Raw genomic sequence first — 21,243 nt, 5'->3', positions numbered from 1 at the left:
CAGGCACTAATGTTAGTAAAGGATTTGAACGGGGATTGAGAACGGGTGTATTTAGCTTTTTGGTAGTGTTTAAGGTTATTGGTAAGCCCGCTACTATCGGTTTTTTGAAGATGGTAAAAACCGTGAAGTTATAGATCTTAATTAGCAGTTTTGATTCATTCAAAATAGATAAGTTAAAATCTTAATTTTGGGATTTCCTGATTTTCTATTTTATTTGCAAATGTAAACGAAAAGTCTGTGGATATTAATTACCTCTGCTAGAGCAAATTTTTTCAGTTATGAACGTGGTTCAGGCTTCGACGCTGGATTGGCTTTTCGCTTCATTCCATAACTCCTGCAAGGATTGCTAGAGAACGACAAAAATCAAAAAAGCTGCTGGAATGAGAACCTTTTTGCGCGCAAAACTCGACGCGCCAGTCCGCTGTCGGCTCAATATTTTTTAGGTACAATAATAGTTAGGGTTCTCAACCCAGCACGCCTGTTATCCCAACCGCCCGCCTCCCTGGCTGCGTCAGTATCAAACGCGAACTGTTTTGAGTTTGATCGGCGGTTAATTTTGAAGATGCCGCCGATCGTCAGGTTATAACTTGTAGGTCATAGGTTGTGCATAATATGGAACTAAAGCTGTGAAAATACTACACTGACTGTGGGGGGCAACATACCGGATACCTTGGAACTACCAAGGGCTTTGCCAAGTCAGCCCAGAAAAGTCCAAACACGCAGGCCCTGCGATCGCCAATGCTAAACAACCTACGTCTCAAACCTCTCCTGGCTAGTTGCCTAGTAGCACCGTGAGGAGGGCGACGCCATGCAACTCCGAAAAAAAACACTATTAATCATCGGTGCAGCGCTGATCAGCCTGATTGTGGTTCTCTATGCCACTGCATCAACTATTTTGCTGCATGATTTTCACAACCTGGAGGCACAGTACGTCCGCCAGGATGTCGCACGGGCTTTGGACGCATTAGATGATGACTTGTCGAATTTAGACACCAGCGCCCAAGATTACGCCGAGTGGGACGATACTTACTCTTTCGTCCAAACACGGAACGAAAATTTTGTCAAGTCAAATTTCGTCGATTCGACATTTATTTACTTGAGACTAAACTTCTTGGTACTGCTGGACTCCAACGGTAAGACGATCTTCAGCAAAGGTTTCGACCTTAAATCCCAAACCGAAATCCCGATTCCCGACAGCTTAAAACAGCACTTGACCGAGGCGCTACTAGACTCATCGACAGTCGATGGCGATCGTCCCGCCGCCAAAACAGGCGTTCTCACCCTGCCAGAAGCCAGGCTGCTGATTGCCGCCAAGCCCATCTTCAACAGCAACGCCCAAGGCCCGTCGCGGGGGACGCTGATCTTGGGACGCTACCTCGACAGCAGCGAAATAGGTTTGCTTTCAGAACTGACTCACCTGTCAGTGGATTTTAGATTGCCGAGCTTAGATTTTAAAGTGGGAGCCGCGAACTACTTCGGGCACAGCGCCAAGGCGCTGGCTCGATCGAGGCAGGAGTTGGAAAATGTCAAACTCAAAATTTCCAACCTCAAATCAGTAGAAATTTTAGTCGAGCCACTCAGCGACACCTTAGTCGCAGGATACGCCCTGATTCGCGACATCCACGGCAACCTAGCGCTGCTGCTGCGAGTAGAAACAGATCGCATCATCTACGGCCAAGGTCAGGCCACCTTGGAGCTGTTTACCTTATCAATACTGGCAGTAGGTTTAATATTTAGCGCCATCACCCTGCTGTTGCTAGAAAAATTAGTCTTGGCGAGATTGGCTTCCTTGAGCACCAGCGTCAGCAACATCGCAGCCAACGGCGATCCAAGCTTGAGAGTTCCTATGGCCGGAGAAGATGAACTCGCAAGCTTGGCCGACGCCATCAACCGAATGCTAGAAGCATTGGGCAATTCTCAAGTCGAACGTAATGAAAGCGAAGACCGCTATCGGTTGATGGCCGAAAACTCAACCGACATGATCACCAGACACGACCCCACAGGCGTGTTTGTTTACGTCTCGCCCGCCAGCAGGGCTTTGCTGGGATACGAACCTTCGGAACTCATCGGCCGCGTCCCCAAGGATTATTTTCACCCCGACGATTTAGAAACCATTGCCAAAGCTCACTGGAAAGTCCTGGCGCTCCCAGTTACTTACACCGTCAGCTACCGCATCCGCCGCAAAGACGGCAAATACATTTGGTTTGAAACCACCGGCCGCACGATCAGTGATCCCCAAACCGGCGAAGTCCAAGAAATTATCGGCATTTCCCGCGACATCAGCGTGCGGAAGCAAACAGAACAAGAACTGCGAGAAAGCGAAGCTGCAATCAAAGCTTTGTACCAAGTGACTTCGGCTCCCCGTACAGACCCGCTCAACCACCTCTCTACCTTTGATTTGCGCCTCCAAGAACTGCTGGGAATGGGATGTCGGCATTTAGGCCTGGCGGTGGGAATTTTGTCCTGCATTCAAGGCGACAACTATCAAATAATGGCTGTTGAGTGTCCCGACGGGTCGATCGTCAAAGACCAAATCTATGATCTGGAAAAAACTTTCTGCGTCGCTACGGCAATGGCAAAAGAACCGATTTACTTTGAGTCGGTGCGATTTTCGGGTTTTTCCTTCAACACGCACGATCGAGCCTTCCCAATCGAAGCTTACATGGGCATTCCCGTCACTGTGGCAGGTGAAGTTTACGGAACTCTGTGCTTCTTTTCTCCGACTCCTGTGACAGAACCGTTCCGAGCTGTAGACAGAGAGTTGATGAAACTGATGGCTCAGTGGGTGGGAAGCGAACTCGAACGCCAGCAAACCGACGTAGATTTGGCAAAAGCTCGCGATCAAGCACTGGCGGCTACTAGAGCCAAAAGCGAATTTTTAGCCACCATGAGCCACGAAATTCGCACTCCGATGAATGGAGTCATCGGCATGACCGGTTTGCTGCTGGATACCCCCTTAACTCGCGAACAGCGCGATTTTGTAGAAACTATCCGTAGCAGCGGCGATGCCTTGCTGACGCTGATCAACGATATTCTAGATTTCTCGAAAATTGAGTCGGGCAAATTGGACTTGGAGGAACATCCGTTTGACATCCGCACTTGCATTGAGGAATCTTTAGACTTGGTAGCTGCCAAGGCGGCAGAAAAAAAACTGGAAGTGGGTTACTTGATCGATCGTACAGTACCGGCAACGGCGATCGGCGATAGCACCCGCTTGAGGCAAATTTTAATCAACTTGCTCAGTAATGCGGTTAAATTTACCGACGCTGGAGAAGTGGTGGTTTCGGTGACTGCCAAAAAGATTTCAGTGCCGGCGGCTAAGGCTAAAGAACCGCCATTAATTGCTGGCGAACCGGTAGCAATTAACCCAGCATACGAAATACATTTTGCGGTCAAAGATACCGGTATTGGCATTCCGAGCGATCGCATGGATCGGCTATTTAAATCTTTCAGCCAGGTTGATTCTTCAACGAGCCGGCAGTACGGCGGTACCGGATTGGGTTTGGCAATTAGCAAGCGTTTAGCCGAAATGATGGGCGGCCGGATGTGGGTGGAAAGTATGGGTAGTGTCGCGGGCAATCCTCCGGCCCATTTTAGATCATCGGCAGTTTTTGATTTGGGATGGGCAGAATCTTGCGAAATTGCCGAAAAATATGGCTATGGCAAATCTGTACTCAGCAACAAGCCGAGCGGTCAAAATACGAAATCCGTTGGCTCTACTTTTTATTTTAGTACGATCGTTTCTGGCTGCAAGAATTCCTTACCAGTTAACTTGAGCAATTCTCAACCTGAATTAAGTGGTAAGCGAGTCTTAATTGTCGATGACAATGCTACCAACCGCAGAATTTTGACTCTCCAAGCTCAGTCTTGGGGAATGGTGGCTAGGGCTTCAGCTTCGGCTCGTTTGGCTTTAGATTGGCTGGCTGCTAAAGAGATGTTTGACTTGGCAGTTTTGGATATGCAAATGCCGGAAATGGACGGGTTAGCTTTAGCGGAGCAAATTCGCAGATATCCTGATTGCGAAAGGTTGCCGTTAGTGATGCTAACTTCGATCGGCCGGCAAGAAATTCACCCCCCTGCTATGGAGATGGATTTTGCTGCTTTTTTGAATAAACCCATCAAACAATCTCAGCTTTACAATGTTTTAATCAATATTTTTGGAGAACAGACAACGGAATTTAAAGGGCAGCGCACTAGCGGGGCTTTCTTGCAAAGCATACCCGTGCTGGCAGAGAACTTACCCCTGCGGATTCTGTTGGCTGACGATCATTTGGTGAATCAGAAGGTGGCTTTGCAAATTTTACAGCGGATGGGGTATCGCGCGGATGTGGCGGGAAACGGTATCGAAGTACTCGAAGCTTTGCGCCGCCAGCCTTACGATGTGGTGCTGATGGATGTGCAAATGCCGGAAATGGACGGACTGGAAACTACCCGCCACATCCGCGAGCAATTTTCAGCAGATTTAACTTTAGAAAATCCCACGGGAGAATCAGAAGTTTCAGTAACAAATGAGCAATCTAATAATCTAGACTCGACCCAAAATCCCACGGGAAAATCAGAAGTTTCCGCAAATGATGAGCAATCTAATAATCGAAAATCCCGAATCCAAAATCCAAAATTGACTGATGAGGAATCTAACAATCGAAAATCGAAAATCGAAAATCGAAAATCGACGAGGCCTTGGATCGTGGCGATGACGGCAAATGCGATGCAGGGCGATCGCGAAGAGTGTATGGCTGCGGGGATGGACGACTATTTGAGCAAGCCGATCGCAATTGAGCAGTTGGTGCGAGCTTTGATCGCGTGTAAATCTCGCTCTAACTCTGCATTTGATCGTCTGCAGCCGATTGTTTGTTTGGATGCCCAGGCGGAACAGATCGAAGGAACGAGTGAATTACAAGTGCGATCGAATGTGGCTGTTGCGGGAAATCCACAACTGACAATTACCAATTCGCCGGCAGTCGTTGATTGGGGTGCATCAAATCTCGATCGGGCTTTGTCACATAGCCACGATTCCCTGAGTGCCAAGATTATAGAGGGACTGCGAGAAGTGGAAGCTTTGGACGAGGTGATCGAGATTTACCTCGAAACAGCTCCCGAACTGCTGCGAGGCATCTCTATGGCTCTGTCCAACGCCGATCCGCTGGCTTTGCGGCGATCGGCTCACTCTTTGAAATCGATTAGCGGTACTCTCGGTGCTTTTCGCTTGTTTGAGCTGTGCGAGGAACTCGAAATCATGGGCCGCATGGGAACAAATGCTAACCAGCCTTTACCCGATCCGGCCTGCGCGCTTTTAGAACAGGTTGAGGCAGAGTATCAAAGAGTCGAAACAGCGTTAAAAATAGAAATGCAGTACAGCGAAACAAGGACAGAATAATTAACAAGTCATAACTAACTATTGTTCGTGGGTGGGGGAGGGTTTTTGATATGGTTGGTTTTAGGCCTAGGCATTGATGGTTGGTGAAACCCTCCCTAGGATTACAAGCTGTAGCGATCCGCTAAATCTCTGGCTGCTTGTCGGTGTTTTTCTACCAAACTCGGCGGGGAAAGCACTTGCGCGCTATCCATATATCTGTTCACCCACAGACTGAATTCGTTCAAGGAGCGATCGGGCAAATCGATCTGATAATCCACATAAACCACTTTGCCAAAACTATCCCTCGGACCTTCTTTAATCTTTTGTCGCGGATGCCGCCGATCGCCCTCTAAAATAAATCCAACTACTTTCTCAAAAAACCGCACCTTCACTTTTTCTAACTTCAGCGTACCCTGCAATTCGGCCTGCTGTTGCTCTGGATTGCCCAAGAACAGCCCCCAGCCGTTTTTTAACAACTTTTGAGCTATTTTCAAACGTTGTTCCTGTACTGCCAAACCGCGCCCTTCTACATCGATAATTTCGCAGCAGTCAGTAAAGCGATTCACCCGTTCTACGCTTAAGTGTCCGTTTTCGCAATCTTCGCAAATCATGTACCAAGCGATATCGTGATAGATCAGTTGCAGGGGCCAGATGCGCCGGAAACCGACTTGGCCTTTACCGTAATAATCGCTTTGACGGTAAAGTTCGATCGCCTGGCCTCGAACAATTGCTGTTTCTACGATGTCTAGTTTGTGAAATAGGGTATTCCGATATTCTTGGCGATCGAGCATTTCTACAGGATCGGTGTAAATAATCGCACGATTTAGGTGTTCGCGCACCGGATAAAACAACTGACCTTTGAGTTCGATATCTAGTCCGCGCAACAGTTTAGTGAGTTTTTCACAAATTTGGCGGGCTTGGGGATTTCCCTGATATTTGGCTTGAGATGCTATTGCTTGAAATGCGAATAGTAGTTCTTCGCGATTCATTGCGCCGGTGCCGAGATAGTAGCCGAAGCGATACATTCGTTTGTCCAGGATTCCGTAGCGGCGCAAAGTTTCTAAGTCTTTGCGAATTGTGGGAGTTGCGGGATAGTTTTCGGGAAATTCGATGCTGAATTCGGCGGCCATTTTCTGCAATTGAGATTGCACTTCTAGCAAAGCATCGTGATATTTACTGTCGGATGTTTCGGTGTCCGAGTGTCCGATTCCGGGATGGTTTACTAATGTGGCGATTAGAAGCATGATGCGATCGAACGTTAGTTTGTCGGCGTAGGGGTGAGGGGTTGGTTTTTTGGCCATGATGGGTGGATGCGGGTAAGTTGCTGAAAAGTCAAGTAAAAGACAATATTCACATAAAAATATATAAATGTCTGAAAGCCCTTATTTCGATAGCTTTAGGTTGTGAAAAAAGTTTGATAAATATTGTGAATCTGAAGACATGAAGCTGGCTCGGCTGATATATTGAGTTGAGTAGAACTTAAGCAGTTAGGCTACTTGGGACACTACCAGCAGCATTCAGGTGGGCATTGACCGCCTTAAAATTGAATTTATGTCTGCATACACTGCGATCGCCTTTGCACCCGTTCAAGGCTTTATCGAGAAATCCCGCAAACTCCGAGATTTGTATGGGGCCTCGCTGATTTTATCTTTTTTGAGTTTTAAGCTCGTACAAAAAGCAGAGTCTTTAGGACTTAACGTGATTTCCCCTGGATTGCCTACTATACAAGAAGGAATGCCAAACCGAATTCTCATTAAGGGAAAATTTGAGCGCAATGACGTCCAAAATACTCTCTTAAAAGAATGGCAAGAAATCTTAAAGGTTTGTCGCGAGTGGATAGAAGACAATCTTGATATCCCAAAAGACCAATATTACTGGTCGCAAACAGAAGATAAAAAAGGCAGACAAAAAGGAGAGTGGGAACGGTGGGGAAGCTATACCTGGGAAATTTTTTGGGGCTACGGTGAATCTGACAAAGAAGCCATCAAAAAGGCAATGGATGACTTGGAGACTCGCAAGCTAAAGCGAGATTGGACAGCTATCAACTGGATGGGTGAAAGTTCGAGTCTGACTGGGACAGATGCGATCGCATGGCATCAACTAGGTAAAGAGTCAAAAGAACCAGGGCGATCGCTCAAGGAAACTGAGCAACGACAACTCAAACAATTCTATCATCGCCTCGCTTGGATTTTGGACGATCCTTACTCTCGAAATCATCTAGCTAGACAGCGAACGAAAGAGTCCATTCCCTCAGATGAAAAACTGGAAAAATACTTTCAGGAAGACAGCAGCGGCAAGTTTATTGCTGCGGGCGAAAAGTTAAGTATTCCAGAACTGGTGAAGCGTTTAGTAACTCTACCCAAGCTTGCTAAAAAAATTGGCATGGAAGAATTGGATGAAGGCTTCAAGGATATTTTCCGAGACGCCGGATATTGGACAGGCTGGTTTATGGGCGATGGCGACCAGGTTGGAGATAAGCTTAAAGAACTTGCCACGCGCCCTGAAAATGATGAAAATAAACAAGAAGATGACCTCAAAAGCTTCACTGAGTTAATGAGGAATTGGGGAAAAGATTTTCAGAATAAAAAAGATTTATTTCCTGAAGGTAAGGGGCGTGTCATCTATGCTGGTGGCGATGACTTTCTCGGAGTGCTTTACAGTGAGAAAACTGATAGACAAGAAAAGCCTGAGAAAGTGAAACCGATAGAGGCTTTGAATTGGTTGTTAACGCTAGAAGACCACTGGAAAGATCATCAAAACACTATTAAGCAGGAATTTAATCTTGATTTTACCTATAGTGTAGGTTTTGTTTGGGCGGGGCATCAGGTTCCACAGCGAGATATTTTGCAACACTGTCGGGAGGCGGAAAAACGGGCAAAAAGTTTGGGGCGCGATCGCGTTACACTTCGAGTAGTTTTTAACAGCGGTCAATTTGTGCAGTGGACTTGTCCTTGGGACTATATTCATGTGTTGAGGAATTATCACGATCGAGATGGTAAAACTTGGGGGGAAAAACCCAACTGGACTCACATCTACAACGATTGGGCGCAACTAAAAGCACGCCATGCAATTCGACTTCAAGAAATGGAAGAGCTTTCTATCAACAAGGAACTAGCTCTTGCTCTATTCAATTTATATTTCGATAACGCCGGAGAGCAGTTTAAGCAAGAAAGGAAATGGATCGATTTGGCAGGGGATAACTCTGACTCTGCGATCGTGAATTGGATCGATGACCTTGTTCAAGTGGGATGGCAGCTATGTCGAAATTCCAATATTTAATTACGGTTTCCCCTTTGGGATTCATGTATGGCAGTGCGGGAGCTTTTCTGTCTCCAGAGAATCTAGTCGGGCGATCGGGTAGTAAGTTTCCACCGGATAGCGCCGCGATCGCGGGACTGTTTTTGAATGCCAATCGCGAACAGAAGTTTGCTTCTCACCAAGAGCTTAGAGATAACCTCGTAATTTCAGGCCCTTTTTGGGCAAAACAGGATACACCTAAACAATTCTACGTGCCGATTCCCTGGCATCAAGTAATTGCTGAAAAAGAGGATGATGAATGGGTTTTTGTGAAAAAGAAATCTGATGAACCAGGGATTGTTCAAGCAGATGAGGATAAATGGTGTCTGGGTCAGCATCAGTGGGAGCGCCAGAACAAAGATTTGAAACCAGAATATAGTTGGCAGTCGATTGATGCCTGGAATTTACCCGCCGAAGAACTGCGAGAAAGAAAAGCGATCGCCAAAGCACCGTGGGAATTTGTCTCGTTTCTGCATCCCAAAATCAAGGCCCAGGAGCGTCACGTGGTAGAAAAGAACGGACTTTTCTTAGAAAGCGCCGTGCAGATTCCTGAAGATTACTGCTTAGTATATCTCTCTAACTATGAAATACCTAATGGGTGGTATCGATTGGGCGGTGAAGGGCATCTGGTGGAAATTGAAAGTCACTTTCTCTCAGAAAAACACAAAATCAATCGATTACTTAACCCTAAAAATAAAATTCAACAAGCCTTTGCTCTGATTACACCTGGAGTCTGGGGGTCGAATAAATTATCCTACCGTTACCCTCACCATCCCAGTTTTCCTCGGCAAGGACTCAAAATGTTGACCGATAAACCAGTGCCCTACCGCTATCGCATCGGTCATTCCAGGAAAGAGGAAGAAACAGAAGGTGAGGGCTCGCGCTACGATTCCAAGAAAACCGGGCGACTGGGCCGGGGACGCTACGCCGTTCCAGCAGGAAGCGTTTATGTTTTCAAACATCCCCTCGAACTTACTTGGTGGGATTTCCCTGATGAGTGGTTCCCAAAAGAAGGATTTCACCTCAAACATTTGGGGTGTGGTTTGTGTTTACCCATTGATATTCAAGGATTACCGCAATGTACCGCAAAGCTTACGGAGTAATTGAAACCCTTGCACCTGTCCATGTTGGGGCAACCGCAGGGGAAGAAACTGGCAATCTCAACCTGATTTTTCGCGATCAGTTTACGCAAACAGGGATTATTCCAGGCAGTTCTATTCGGGGACGGTTTCGCGCAGATTTAAGAGATAGGGAACCGGGCGAAGAACAACTATGGTACGGACATGAAGCCGTTGATGGTCGTTCTGATGGCGGGACAACCGAAGCACTTGTGAAGTTTGAATATGCTTCACTGGTTTGGTTCCCCGTGTTCTGTCCTGGCCAGCCTGTAGTTTGGGTAAGTTGCCCTCTACTGTTGAAACGGTTTAAACGCATTGCAGGCGTGACAGCAGATATTCCTGAACCTTACACGGCACAGAAAGGTTTACAGGGTCGGCCAATGAAAGACCGAGGCAAAATTCTCTTTTTCAATCTAGGGTTTCTTGAAATTGAGCATGAGGAGGATTTATCAGCTTGGATTCCCGCGGGGACGACAGATTTAGATGCTAATAAGTTAGTTGTGGTTCACGATAACGATATTGCGATGCTGCACGATATGGCACTGTATCGCCAGAGTCGCGTCAAATTGGGATCGAAAGAAAAACCCAACGAAAAAAAAGTTGATGGTGGTGCTTTTTTCAATACTGAAGCTTTGCCAGAAGGAAGTATTTTAGTATTTCCGATCGCGTTGAAGCAAACCGATTGGAAACCCTTTGGCGAAAATGAGAATTCATCAGAGTTATATTTCGGTGGTTTGGAATCAATTGGTTTTGGTCGTTGTCTTGTATCGCTTTCAGGAGATTATCAGTAATGGGTTGGAAATCTTACGAACTCGATCGCGCTGCTCAAAAGCTAGTGCTCAACGCACGGGAGCGCGATCCAAAATCCCTCAATCAGTCCCATAATATGCGAATGGCTGTAGCTTATGGGTTAGAGCGCTTTTGGGGCGAACACTTGCGACTTAAAGGTAAAGAAGAAAACAAATCAATTTTCTGGAAAGAAACTTGGGATGCTCTAGAAACAATCATGGAGAAGGGAGGGGTGACGATTCCCAACGAGCCTTTACATCCTGATAGTAATGGCAAGATTCCGACTAGAGAAATTCAGGCGATGTCTGAAAGTCTCTGGGCATTGCCTGTGGAAGATCAGCGAGTGGCGATCGCAGTTTTGACTCAATTATGCGATTGTCTTGTGTGGTGGACGCAACGCTATAAAGTTCGGGAGGGCCGTCAATGAAATTGATTCCTAATGCACACAAAAAGATTCCCATGATGTTTCGGGCACAGGTGCAAGGGCGATCGCAACTGCAATATCTCGATCCTGACAAGAAAAGGGCAGGCGAACCACAAGATGTTGAAAGGTGGGCAGATGAATGGACTGACAAAGCTGAGTTTATTTCTGCGGAAGATGCACAAGACGTACAGACTGAGACCTACGGAGCAAAATCTTATCAAATCTCTTGGCGGTTTCTCACCAATGGCGGGCAAGATGATGGAATGCTTCGTCCTGTAATCGGTGCTTCAGGGATGCCCTTTTATCCTGGTAGCAGTATGAAAGGAGCGTTTCGCCAAGCTTGCGAACAAGCGGAAAAAGCAGGTGATATACCACTAGGAACCTGTAATAATTATTGTGGCGATGAGTCTGAAATTACACCAGGTATTTTGCGCTTTCAGGGCGCTTATCCTACTAATGATTGGACACAAGGGTTACTAGACTTAGTTCATCCTCAACAGGGTTGGCAAGTTATGACTCGCGATACTGATGAGAAACCAAGAGGCGAGAGTGCATACGCTCAAGTTTCTCTTTACCAGCCGACCCTAAGATTTGCTATCTCCTGTTCTCAACCGCTATCATGCGATCGGTGGCAGCAAATTTGGCAAATTTGGGAAGCAGCCATCGCCGCGGGATTAGGTTCAAAAGTCTCTACAGGTTACGGACAAATTACCAAAACTTCTCACCCGATTGTTTATCGGGCAAAACTCAAAGGACAAGGACAAGCTGCTAAACGGATTGATGGTACCGGAGAGTTTCGTCCTAACATTTTTCGAGCTGCACTGCGCGGTCATGCCTTAAGGATTTTTGGTGGCCTAACAGATAGTAAAGCCGCAGAAGAATTAGTACAAAACTTGTTTGGAGGTATCCAGCAAAAAGAAGCAAACGTGGGGTTGCTTGGGTTCCAATTTCATGCTTCTAAATTAGAAGTAAAATCTTTTGGTTCTGGGAAGTATGCTCAACCTGCCTACGAAGTTGAGGGAGAACTGATTTGGTTTTTAGCTAAACCATTAGCTGACCCCGAACAAGAATCTCTTCTAAAAAAGTTGGTTGGCAAGTTAATGCAGTTTGCAATGGTTATGGGAGGATTTGGTAAATCATGGCGACGAGTGGATCACCGCAAATTTTTTGAAGAATATTACGAAAATAGCTACAAAGCATTGATTGGTTGTCACTGGCAATGGTTAGGAGAGAATACACAATCACGAAATGTGCAGGTTAGCCGATTAGAGAAGGTAGGTGAATTTTTAGAGATAGTCCGACAAATAGCTAGAGAGTGGATACAATCTCAAAACAAGCGGCTACGACAAACTGAATGGGCAAAAAATTGGCGAGAAGCTTGGCATCCAAGTAATGTTCAGGTTTGGGGTAGAATTGCAGACAATACTGATGAAAGTGCGGCCGTGCGCTGGTTTCACGAACCCTACCAACAAAAAATACCAGGCATTCAGCGAGAAGGATCAATTTATCCATCATCTGTAATAGGAAAAATTGGGCAAATTAGTCTGATCTGGCATCGACTTTACCCTTTAATCGTTGTTAAAAATAATCCCGAAAATCCGAGAAAGCCGATTATTAAACCAACTCCTCGCTATTTGGAACTTATCGCGCTTTTTCCAGATGGTTCAAAAGAGTCAAATGATTTTTTGGATTTTCTGAATACCAAACCTGATGGATTTAACCTACTGTGGGGAGGAGAGCAAGAATGAATATTTGGATTGTCACAATCGGTAGCAGTGATGTGCAACTTGAGAGCAATAAAATAATTCGTGAAAAGGGCCTAACTGAGAAGCAAAGAAGCCATAAGGTTTGGTATGAATGGTATGATGAGGCGATTAAGGAAGAGTGCCACGATATACTTTTTGTACCCAAGAAATCTTATAATGAGAGTGATGATGATGAGTTTTACCGGATTGAAGCCAGAGTTTTGGGGACGGTTTATGAGTCAAGTTCTTTGAATGTACAAGATGAAATTTGGTCGTATCTAACCTTTCCCCTGCTAGATAATTTTGTGGGAGAGTTCAAAATATCTCACCCAGATGCGATCGCTATTATACTAACAGATCAATCTGAGATTTTCAAAGATAAGAAAGCGAGACAGAAAACGAAATGTGCTTACTGGCAAGATACCTGCAAGTTGGAGCCAATTTTGAAGAGGTATTTTCTGGATAAATTCCCCGAAGCAAAATGCGAACCAGTTTTTTTATCTCCGACATCTGCGGATAAAGGACTAGATGATTGGAACTACGTTCTCGACTTGGTTCGTGAAAAGCTACGCACTTTTAAGTTTGATGGTGAAGAAATCAAAAATGAAGAAATTAAGACGGTATATGTTAGCCATCAAGCAGGAACTCCAGCTATTTCATCGGCTGTACAGTTTGTCACGTTGGCACGGTTTAGAAATAATGTCGAGTTTTTAGTTAGCAATGAGTATAATCTAGAAACTCGTAAGATCCCTCGTTCTGCTTATCTCGGAGCTATTCAACTACAGGAGGCAAAAGCACTTTTGGAGCGGCATGATTATGCAGGTGTTCGGGATATTTTGGGGCTGACAAAAATAGCTCCAAATAACCCTAAAGAGAAACGCATCAAAGATTTACTAGATGCAGGAGAACAGTGGAATTTTGCTGAATTTCAAAAATTCAAGAAAATTTTAGCCGATCGCAAATTGTTACCAGTCCCTAATTTTCCGTGGTATCAGTCAGGATTTGAATCTATGTATCTCGCTTGGGTTCGCTTGGAACAAGGCAGTACGGTTGATGCGTTATTTCATAGCTTCCGTGCTGCTGAAGGCTCGATTATTAAGTGGGCGGAAAAGCGTTTTCGTTCTCACATCGTTCAAGATCCAAAATATGGACTTCAAATTCAGATTTCCATTTGTCAAGAATTACCTAACTACTTAAATGCACTGTCTAAAAATCTGCAAAAAAACTTTCAAGATCGGCGCAATTTAGGACTGTATGGCGATCAACTTTATGAGTTGCTAAAACAAGCTCGACCTGATTGGCAAAACCATCCAGACATTAAAACAGTTTGGGAAGTTGCTAAAAAAGAACGCAATAATTGCTTTCATCGTCTAGAAGGTTTACAAGAATCAGAGGTTTTTGCTGCTTGGGATACTCAAAATAAAGATGAGTGGAAACAGCGGATTTTAAGCTGCATGAATTTTATTGCCAAACAAGATTTGCTAGAAGAATTTACATCTCTTGAAGAAGCTAGTTTGATGGCGAAAGTGCATAAGGAATTAGTAGGGGCGATCGCCCCTAACAACATTCAAACCTAAAATTGGTATATCGCAGCATCCGGTTTTATGCGGTGTCGCGTCATACTTTGGGAGAGGTGGAAGTTTTGGGAGTGGGAGCGCTGGTGACAAAAGCACCGGGGTCAGTGATTATTTAGCTAATGCTGCGAGGCTGGCAGTAAATTAACTCAAACGACCTTTTTCCGTCGCGAGCCTCGCAGCTTTACGGGGCAAGGATTTCAGCGATTATTTTGAGCGAACACAGGTTTAAGTTCCACACAAAATATCTGAGCCTCGCAAATGACCTCTAGACACCTTGCACTGTCTTGGGTGTATCATAGAGGACTCCCCACTCGTTGGGGAAACTAATTGAATGGAAACTGAGATAATACCAGGATTCACTTTAGAGAGACGATGAATTCTCCCCACTCGTTGGGGAAACTAATTGAATGGAAACATTTGAGTCTATTACTAGCTCGAAAATTTGATCATGTTCTCCCCACTCGTTGGGGAAACTAATTGAATGGAAACTATTGAATCAACTCTTTTAACTCAGGTCTTCTTTCTACCTCCCCACTCGTTGGGGAAACTAATTGAATGGAAACAATCTAAAGCTGCGAAATCAAGAAGCTCTTTTTTCTCTTCTCCCCACTCGTTGGGGAAACTAATTGAATGGAAACTTCTGGCAACTTGCCTGCTATCTTCTCCCATTTCTGCTCCCCACTCGTTGGGGAAACTAATTGAATGGAAACTCAATGACTGCCCACGGCGTCCCGGCTGATTTATCTCCCCACTCGTTGGGGAAACTAATTGAATGGAAACGCTATTCCTTGCGGGTATTCTTGGGCAATATAGCACTCTCCCCACTCGTTGGGGAAACTAATTGAATGGAAACACCGGAATACTAACTTGACCGTCCATTCCGAATAAAATCTCCCCACTCGTTGGGGAAACTAATTGAATGGAAACCCCCGCGCCGCGTCAAATCCTGCAATCAGCGCATTAACAGCCTCCCCACTCGCTGGGGAAACTAATTGAATGGAAATGCACGAGTGTTGGCATCGTGATCTGTTGTATCTCCAAAAACTCCCCACCCGCTGGGAAAACTAATTGAATGGAAACTGCCGGCGTACCGCGTCGATTAGCGCCTGGACTTCATTAGTAGCCTCCCCACTCGTTGGGGAAACTAATTGAATGGAAACATTAACCCAGCTAACTTAAAGGGTTTATAGTCAAATTGTTTCTCCCCACTTGTTGGGGAAACTAATTGAATGGAAACAAGTTGATCGCGACTTCTTCGATAGCCCAAGTACCTCGTTCAACTCCCCACTCGTTGGGGAAACTAATTGAATGGAAACGCTAAAACAAAATTAGTGGAAGTCTTCTATTAATGCGACAGTTTAAGGGAAACCATAAATAGCTGTTGACAAAAGACTAGATTTCTAATAGCCTAATTTTGGGGGACGCCTCTACCGCATAGAGTGAACGTCCTTAAGGCATCGTCCTATCCCCCAGCCGAAGGGTTACGGCACTGTCTAGCAAGTTAACTTGTCACTTGCTAGAAATACATAGCTAAGACAAAGTGTGTCGAAGTCTTCTATTAATGCGGAATCGAAGGAGGCTTCGACCCCCCCGACACCGCAAACAGAAATTCAAAAATCAGAGCCTTCTGTAGTGCCAAAAGCTCCAAATTTTTAACCTCTGGAAAACTCCAAAGACAAACTTTTACAACTCAAATTTCTGCAATCAATCCGAGTTGCGAAGAATTAACAAGCACAAAAAAAAGCCCCGTAATCGGGGCAAAATATAACTATTCTCAGTCGTTGGGTGGGGGCGGGTTTATTATATTGTTGGTTTCTGACATAGATGGTTGGTGAAATCCGGTCCTACGAGAATTTGGGCACACGCGATCGCTTATTTTCGAGTTACCAAAACCCAATCGTCCGCTGTTTTGACAATCTCAGCATTCTGCAAACCTAAATGTTTTAAAACAGGTTTTTCTAACAGAAAATAAGGTTGAGGAAGAGATTGCCATTTCTGTTTGAGCGTTGGCGCGTCGGCGACAATAACTTGGCGTTGACTGTAAAAATTCAGCGATGGACGACCCAAGCGGTGAGAAGTAAACACTTGTTGACCCGCCGGACTTCCTGTGCGGACAATTTCGGCGATCGGCTTAACCGGATAATCCTCCGCCAGTTCCCACACCCAGTTATCTGAAGCCACCAATACCAGCAGCGTCAGGTAAGTTCCCCAAATTAAAACTAATATAAACTGCCGGTCTTTGCGGTGCAGCAACACTGCAGCCATTGTCATTGTCAAACCTACAACCATCAGCATTAACTGCAAATCACGCTCGGGAGGCATAATTTGTCCCCCGAGCCGTACCCAGCCACTGAAGTACACGCAACCGACGACAGCAACTACACCCAGCATTGCCAAAATCGCGGGATGAGGCAACAAAGAAATAGCATCAAAACGTTCTTCTGCTTCCTCTTTGACTGGCTCTGGCGGCAGCCACAGTTGCTCCCAAACTTCAGCGATATAACTGCCAACGGCAAGAGCAAAAGCTGGATAAATTGGCAAAACATACCACGGCAATTTAGTAGTCATCACAGAAATAGCCAGTAGATATACTCCAGTCCAAACCAATACTAATTTTGGCCCGGGAAAACTGCGATTTTCCCAACTCAAACGCAGCCCTTGCAGCCAAAATAACTGCCAGGGCCAAGCTAATTTTAAAATTTCTAAAAGATAATACCAGGGCGGGCCTTTGTGACTGCTCACAGGTTCCGAAATGCGCCGGAAAGATTCGTTAACTAAATTAGCGTGGATGAAATATTGGCCGTAGTGCAGCCATTGGGCAAAATACCAAGCCGCTACTGGCAATGTTCCGATCGCCAATCCGCCCCAAAGATACCCAGAAGTGAGGAGTCGCGGAGTATCCCAAAGCAAAAAAATACAGCCGATCCCAGCCAGCAGCAGCCCCAACATGACGCCCTTAGTCAGGCAAATGAGTCCGAACCCAATTCCCGCTCCCAAAGCGTAGCGCAAGTCGCGGCGCGATCGTAGCAAACACCACATCGCCGCCAGCAAAAAACACAAAACTGCTCCATCCAACATCGCCAAACGTCCATGCCGCACCACCGGTAACAGCGTCAGATACACTAGGGCAGAAAAAATGGCGATCGAACGCGGAGGAAACAACTCCCTGCCAATGGCGTAAAGCAAGGGCACTGAAGTGGCTGTCAGCATCGCCGGTACCAACCTCGCCGTCAATTCGCTGACACCGCCTGCTGCAAAACACAGCCCGATTAGCCAGTGTACCAGCGGCGGTTTGTTCAAATAAGGCATAGAGTCGATCGTCGGATACAGCCAATTTAAGTTGCCACGCCAAATTTCGCGACTTACCTGCGCTGCAATGCCTTCATCCCAATCCCGCAAAGCCACGCCGCCCAGATTCAGCCCGAAAATCAGCACTGCAGCCAACAGAAAAGCCAGCATCCACACTTTGTCTGTCAAGCTGTCATTCCAGCGATTTTTCGGTTTGCGGCCCAGGAATGGAAAGATTTCTGACATAAGTTAAGAGAGTTTTGAGCGTCCCAAACTGAAGGTAAACTTAGACAGCAGTTATTTGCGACTAGGAAAATACCATGAACTTGCCTGTAATTATAGATATTATCATTGGCTTAGTCTTTATCTACCTGACTTTAAGCTTGCTAGCTTCGGAAATTCAGGAACTGATTGCTACTGTTTGGCAGTGGCGGGCGGAACATTTAAAGAAGTCGATCGAAGTGCTAATTTCTGGAGGCAGCGAAGGCGCGAAAGATCCCCTGCAACTTAAGAGAGTTGGACACTTGGCTCATTCGATTTACGCCAATCCGATTATCAAGGATTTGAATCAGGGAGCCAAAGGGCTTTTATCAGAGGGATTCCGCTCTGTTACGCACCGCATGGGGAATTTGTACCACGGAGTTACGGGTACTAAAAATGTTTTCGGCAATAAATCCAGTGGGCCTTCTTATATTCCAGCCGAGTGTTTTTCTGCTAGCCTTTTGGAGACTTTAAAGGTTTCTAGTTTGCTCAGCTCTATTTCTAAAACCCGATTGGAAAGATTTAAAAATTTACAATTAGCACAAATTCAACAGATTGGAGAAAATCTGAGTTTGCCGGATGCTACTAAACCGATTATTGAGCAAGAATTTAGGTGGCTGAATGCGGAGTTCAATCGAGTTGTTGAAGATTATCAAAACAATTTAGCAAATTTGAACAACAGCTTAGATCGGATGTCGGAAAAGCTAGGATTTTATATTAAGGATTCTCAGGTTTATCTACCAGAAACCGAGCTGGCAGGGAGAGAATTTCAGAGGCAGATGGCATTTGTAAAGGCTCGTTTTGACAGCAAAATTGAGCGGGTGGCGCTGCTGGGGCAACTGCAACCGAGTTTCAGCAATCTGTTAAATACTGTTAAAAAAAGTCAAGATACGGTAGCAGAAATTATGGATATCCAAGAAGAGAGTCCGATTTATCAACAAATTCAAGAAACCTTGGACAGTATGCCAGAATCTTTGAAACGTAGCCTTTATATTTTAGCGCAGCGCGCTGAAAAAAGCGGCGGAGATACTCAAGAGCAGTTGCAGCGGTTTCAGAAAGAAATTGAAATTTGGTTTGACCAATCGATGGAGCGTGCTTCTGGTGTTTACAAGCGGAATGCCAGAGGGGTAGCGATTTTGCTCGGAACTGCGATCGCTGTCGCTGCTAATGCTGATAGCATTCATATTATTAATCGGTTGTCGAAGGATTCGATGTTGCGATCGACTGTTAATTTGTACGCTGAGCAGTTGGTGGCAAATAATGCTAAGACTAAATCAAATAATTTAACCAGTCTTGCAAAAGTTCAAAATGATGTCGATCGAGCTTTGGATCAGGTAGCTCTGCCTTTTGGATGGAGCGAACAGAACAGCTTAGAACGAGATAAGCAGGGGAATTTATTGTGGCCGGCTTTGATTGCAAAATTGTTTGGCTGGATATTGAGCGGCGTAGCTATTTCTATGGGGGCTGCTTTTTGGTTTGAGGCGCTCAATAAGATTATTAATATTCGCAATGCAGGGAAAAAACCGCCATCTTCCACAGAATCTTGAGGGGTGCAGTTGCGAGGCCAATTTACTAAGTGTCATACCCTTTTAGATTTTAGATTTTAGATGGGGGAATGACTGAAGACTATCGAGGTTTGAAGCACGGGCTGACAGTTGGATTCTTTTTTGAAGGTGGTATCACGGATAGGATACCGGATTGATCGGTAATTGCGCGTTTGCCGGAAGTAAGGGAAAACACGCAGAATATAAATTCCGTGCGATCGCGGATGGCAGTGCAGCAGAAATAGGGGAAACTAATAGATAGGTTAAATAAGAATGGGCGAAATAAACAAGGTCGCTGGCAGTTTCAGAAGCTCTGACTCCAAGGCTGTATCTACCGCTAAACACACTCTTGGAGGACGGAATATGTTAACTTCTTTCAGGGAAACGACTCCCGCCTTGGAATACGCAAATCCCCCATCCAAAAGCTTTGTAGTCAATGACTCCAGCATCAATGAAGGTGGATATTTTGTTTCCAGAATTTTGGCTGGGGAATCTGACTGCATCGAGAAATTTACCTCGGCACTTCAAAAATATGCCTCTATCCTTAGAGAGATTGACAAAGTTGGCTCGACTTCAGATGGCAGCTCGGGCAAACTGCAATTAGGCTTTGTTATCCTCAGTTCAGATTACCTGGAACCATACAAAAGTCAATTGCCAAAATCGCATAGTTCTCTGACTCAAAACAGCGGACTTGGTTCGTGTTATGCCGATCGAGATAGTGATACACTCAGCAACGGCGGTGGGCGCGATCGACTGTTTGCTCATTAAGGAGAGTGATTTAATGGAGGGTATGGAACGTACCGAGGGCGACTGAACCCGAATGCAATTGTAATTAGGTAGGCAGGGGCGATCGAAATCAACGATTTAATCTGACTCAATTTGCAATCATATCAATTCGCGCTGAATAATTTGAATCACGTTTGTAGTGAAGATGGCAGTCGTCACAGTGTCGGTAGCACGCCATAAGCCAATTGATTTCTAGCGATGGGTTCCACTTAATATTAGACCGTTTTGACTGTTAGTAAATGCGACCAAACCTCGTGGTAATCAGTATTTGGGTGTATCGCAAACCTAGCAACTTCAAAGCATATAGAATTATTCAAAATCTACATAATTCAGTTTTACCTTGGATGAAATACAGCTAGGTAAACTGTAGTGCCTTGTGCCTATACGTAAAATCTCACAATCAAATAAAAACTACTAAATATAAGAGGAGGTATTCGGGGGTGAATTACCTCCACTATTTCTGCATCCCTCAACTCAGGCTACTATTAGCAAAATAAGGTTAAAAAAAAATTGGATAATAGCACCTAGATTTATTTCAATATTCCCGATTAATATTGCGATCTATTCCCATAGATAGAGGCTCCAATTTCCATTTTAGTCACGAGGCAAAAGGCAAATACCGAGCAAAATAAATCAATAATTTTTTTTTAAAATGACACCAATTTCCCAATTGGGTGTTAAGATATAATCAAATAAGCCTGATGAGATAACTCCGGGGTGTATCTACTAATAATGCCCTTAATGGAGTCTCCAATATGAGTTCTACATTCGCTAAAGTTAACTCACAATCTGCTTTTGAAAAAATGCCACCGCGCTGCTTAGTCTTCATTGACTCCGGCGTAAAAGATTACGAGTCAATAACAGCGGGAGTGCTGCCGGGACAGCAGGTAGTAATACTCGATAGCACCAAAAACGGCATCGAACAAATCACCTCTGAAATTGAAAAATATGCCTCGACTAACGGGGCGATAGACTCGGTTCACATTATTTCTCACGGCAGTTCAGGCAGCCTACAACTAGGCAATACCGCTCTGGGTTCAGATAACATAGAGCAATAC

Annotated in this window: 12 protein-coding genes and 1 CRISPR repeat array; of the genes, 10 read left to right on the top strand and 2 right to left on the bottom strand. The window is 45.1% G+C overall.

Annotated elements, in window-relative coordinates:
* The first annotated feature begins 808 nt into the window (after positions 1–808).
* Complete coding sequence (locus QUA42_RS16575) at positions 809–5,377, top strand: response regulator (protein WP_333138300.1); 4,569 nt, start codon at positions 809–811, stop codon at positions 5,375–5,377.
* A 101-nt stretch (positions 5,378–5,478) separates the two neighbouring features.
* Here the strand turns inward: QUA42_RS16575 and QUA42_RS16570 are convergent, their stop codons facing one another.
* Positions 5,479–6,657: a WYL domain-containing protein gene (locus tag QUA42_RS16570; RefSeq protein ID WP_333138298.1), complete on the bottom strand. Its 1,179-nt coding sequence runs from the start codon at positions 6,655–6,657 to the stop codon at positions 5,479–5,481.
* A gap of 250 nt (positions 6,658–6,907) precedes the next feature.
* On the opposite strand from QUA42_RS16570, the gene QUA42_RS16565 reads away from it, so the two are divergent.
* The 6 genes from QUA42_RS16565 to QUA42_RS16540 are packed head-to-tail and all read left to right on the top strand — an operon-like array spanning position 6,908 to position 14,306.
* Complete coding sequence (locus tag QUA42_RS16565) at positions 6,908–8,635, top strand: Cas10/Cmr2 second palm domain-containing protein (RefSeq protein WP_333138296.1); 1,728 nt, start codon at positions 6,908–6,910, stop codon at positions 8,633–8,635.
* Complete coding sequence (locus QUA42_RS16560; RefSeq protein WP_333138294.1) at positions 8,614–9,756, top strand: type III-B CRISPR module-associated Cmr3 family protein; 1,143 nt, start codon at positions 8,614–8,616, stop codon at positions 9,754–9,756. The genes QUA42_RS16565 and QUA42_RS16560 overlap by 22 nt, the downstream gene beginning before the upstream one ends.
* Positions 9,732–10,562 (top strand): RAMP superfamily CRISPR-associated protein, encoded by an 831-nt coding sequence (locus QUA42_RS16555; protein ID WP_333038472.1) that lies wholly within the window; start codon positions 9,732–9,734, stop codon positions 10,560–10,562. Before QUA42_RS16560 ends, QUA42_RS16555 begins: the two co-directional genes overlap by 25 nt.
* The gene (locus QUA42_RS16550; RefSeq protein WP_006634503.1) at positions 10,562–10,987 is read left to right on the top strand and encodes a hypothetical protein; all 426 of its coding nucleotides are present in this window, start codon (positions 10,562–10,564) and stop codon (positions 10,985–10,987) included. Before QUA42_RS16555 ends, QUA42_RS16550 begins: the two co-directional genes overlap by 1 nt.
* Positions 10,984–12,732 carry an RAMP superfamily protein gene (locus tag QUA42_RS16545; RefSeq protein WP_333138292.1) on the top strand — a complete coding sequence of 583 codons (1,749 nt, stop codon included), beginning with the start codon at positions 10,984–10,986 and terminating at the stop codon, positions 12,730–12,732. The genes QUA42_RS16550 and QUA42_RS16545 overlap by 4 nt, the downstream gene beginning before the upstream one ends.
* Positions 12,729–14,306, top strand: a complete 1,578-nt coding sequence (locus QUA42_RS16540; protein WP_333138290.1) for a hypothetical protein — start codon at positions 12,729–12,731, stop codon at positions 14,304–14,306. Before QUA42_RS16545 ends, QUA42_RS16540 begins: the two co-directional genes overlap by 4 nt.
* Before the next feature lie 303 nt (positions 14,307–14,609).
* Positions 14,610–15,622: a CRISPR direct-repeat array (repeat unit 36 nt; unit sequence CTCCCCACTCGTTGGGGAAACTAATTGAATGGAAAC).
* Positions 15,623–16,178: 556 nt separating this feature from the next.
* Here the strand turns inward: QUA42_RS16540 and QUA42_RS16535 are convergent.
* The gene (locus QUA42_RS16535) at positions 16,179–17,840 is read right to left on the bottom strand and encodes a glycosyltransferase family 39 protein (protein ID WP_333138288.1); all 1,662 of its coding nucleotides are present in this window, start codon (positions 17,838–17,840) and stop codon (positions 16,179–16,181) included.
* A gap of 74 nt (positions 17,841–17,914) precedes the next feature.
* Here QUA42_RS16535 and QUA42_RS16530 point away from each other — a divergent pair, with 74 nt between their 5' ends.
* The 3 genes from QUA42_RS16530 to QUA42_RS16520 form a co-directional block, all read left to right on the top strand.
* A complete protein-coding gene (locus QUA42_RS16530) occupies positions 17,915–19,402 on the top strand; it encodes a hypothetical protein (RefSeq protein ID WP_333138286.1) in 1,488 nt (495 codons plus the stop codon).
* A 360-nt stretch (positions 19,403–19,762) separates the two neighbouring features.
* Positions 19,763–20,167 (top strand): DUF4347 domain-containing protein, encoded by a 405-nt coding sequence (locus QUA42_RS16525; RefSeq protein ID WP_333138284.1) that lies wholly within the window; start codon positions 19,763–19,765, stop codon positions 20,165–20,167.
* 773 nt (positions 20,168–20,940) lie between these two features.
* A partial coding sequence (locus tag QUA42_RS16520) for a DUF4347 domain-containing protein (RefSeq protein WP_333138282.1) occupies positions 20,941–21,243 on the top strand: 303 nt, incomplete at its 3' end.

Source organism: Microcoleus sp. Pol11C2, assembly GCF_036701505.1.
Taxonomy (GTDB): domain Bacteria; phylum Cyanobacteriota; class Cyanobacteriia; order Cyanobacteriales; family Microcoleaceae; genus Microcoleus.
Note: the sequence above shows the minus strand (reverse complement) of the source record. Positions and strands in the feature narration are given on the sequence as shown.

Coding starts and splice junctions, on each gene's coding strand:
- QUA42_RS16575 (WP_333138300.1), top strand. CDS start 809: ATGCAACTCCGAAAAAAAACACTATTAATCATCGGTGCAGCGCTGATC.
- QUA42_RS16570 (WP_333138298.1), bottom strand. CDS start 6,657: ATGGCCAAAAAACCAACCCCTCACCCCTACGCCGACAAACTAACGTTC.
- QUA42_RS16565 (WP_333138296.1), top strand. CDS start 6,908: ATGTCTGCATACACTGCGATCGCCTTTGCACCCGTTCAAGGCTTTATC.
- QUA42_RS16560 (WP_333138294.1), top strand. CDS start 8,614: ATGTCGAAATTCCAATATTTAATTACGGTTTCCCCTTTGGGATTCATG.
- QUA42_RS16555 (WP_333038472.1), top strand. CDS start 9,732: ATGTACCGCAAAGCTTACGGAGTAATTGAAACCCTTGCACCTGTCCAT.
- QUA42_RS16550 (WP_006634503.1), top strand. CDS start 10,562: ATGGGTTGGAAATCTTACGAACTCGATCGCGCTGCTCAAAAGCTAGTG.
- QUA42_RS16545 (WP_333138292.1), top strand. CDS start 10,984: ATGAAATTGATTCCTAATGCACACAAAAAGATTCCCATGATGTTTCGG.
- QUA42_RS16540 (WP_333138290.1), top strand. CDS start 12,729: ATGAATATTTGGATTGTCACAATCGGTAGCAGTGATGTGCAACTTGAG.
- QUA42_RS16535 (WP_333138288.1), bottom strand. CDS start 17,840: ATGTCAGAAATCTTTCCATTCCTGGGCCGCAAACCGAAAAATCGCTGG.
- QUA42_RS16530 (WP_333138286.1), top strand. CDS start 17,915: ATGAACTTGCCTGTAATTATAGATATTATCATTGGCTTAGTCTTTATC.
- QUA42_RS16525 (WP_333138284.1), top strand. CDS start 19,763: ATGTTAACTTCTTTCAGGGAAACGACTCCCGCCTTGGAATACGCAAAT.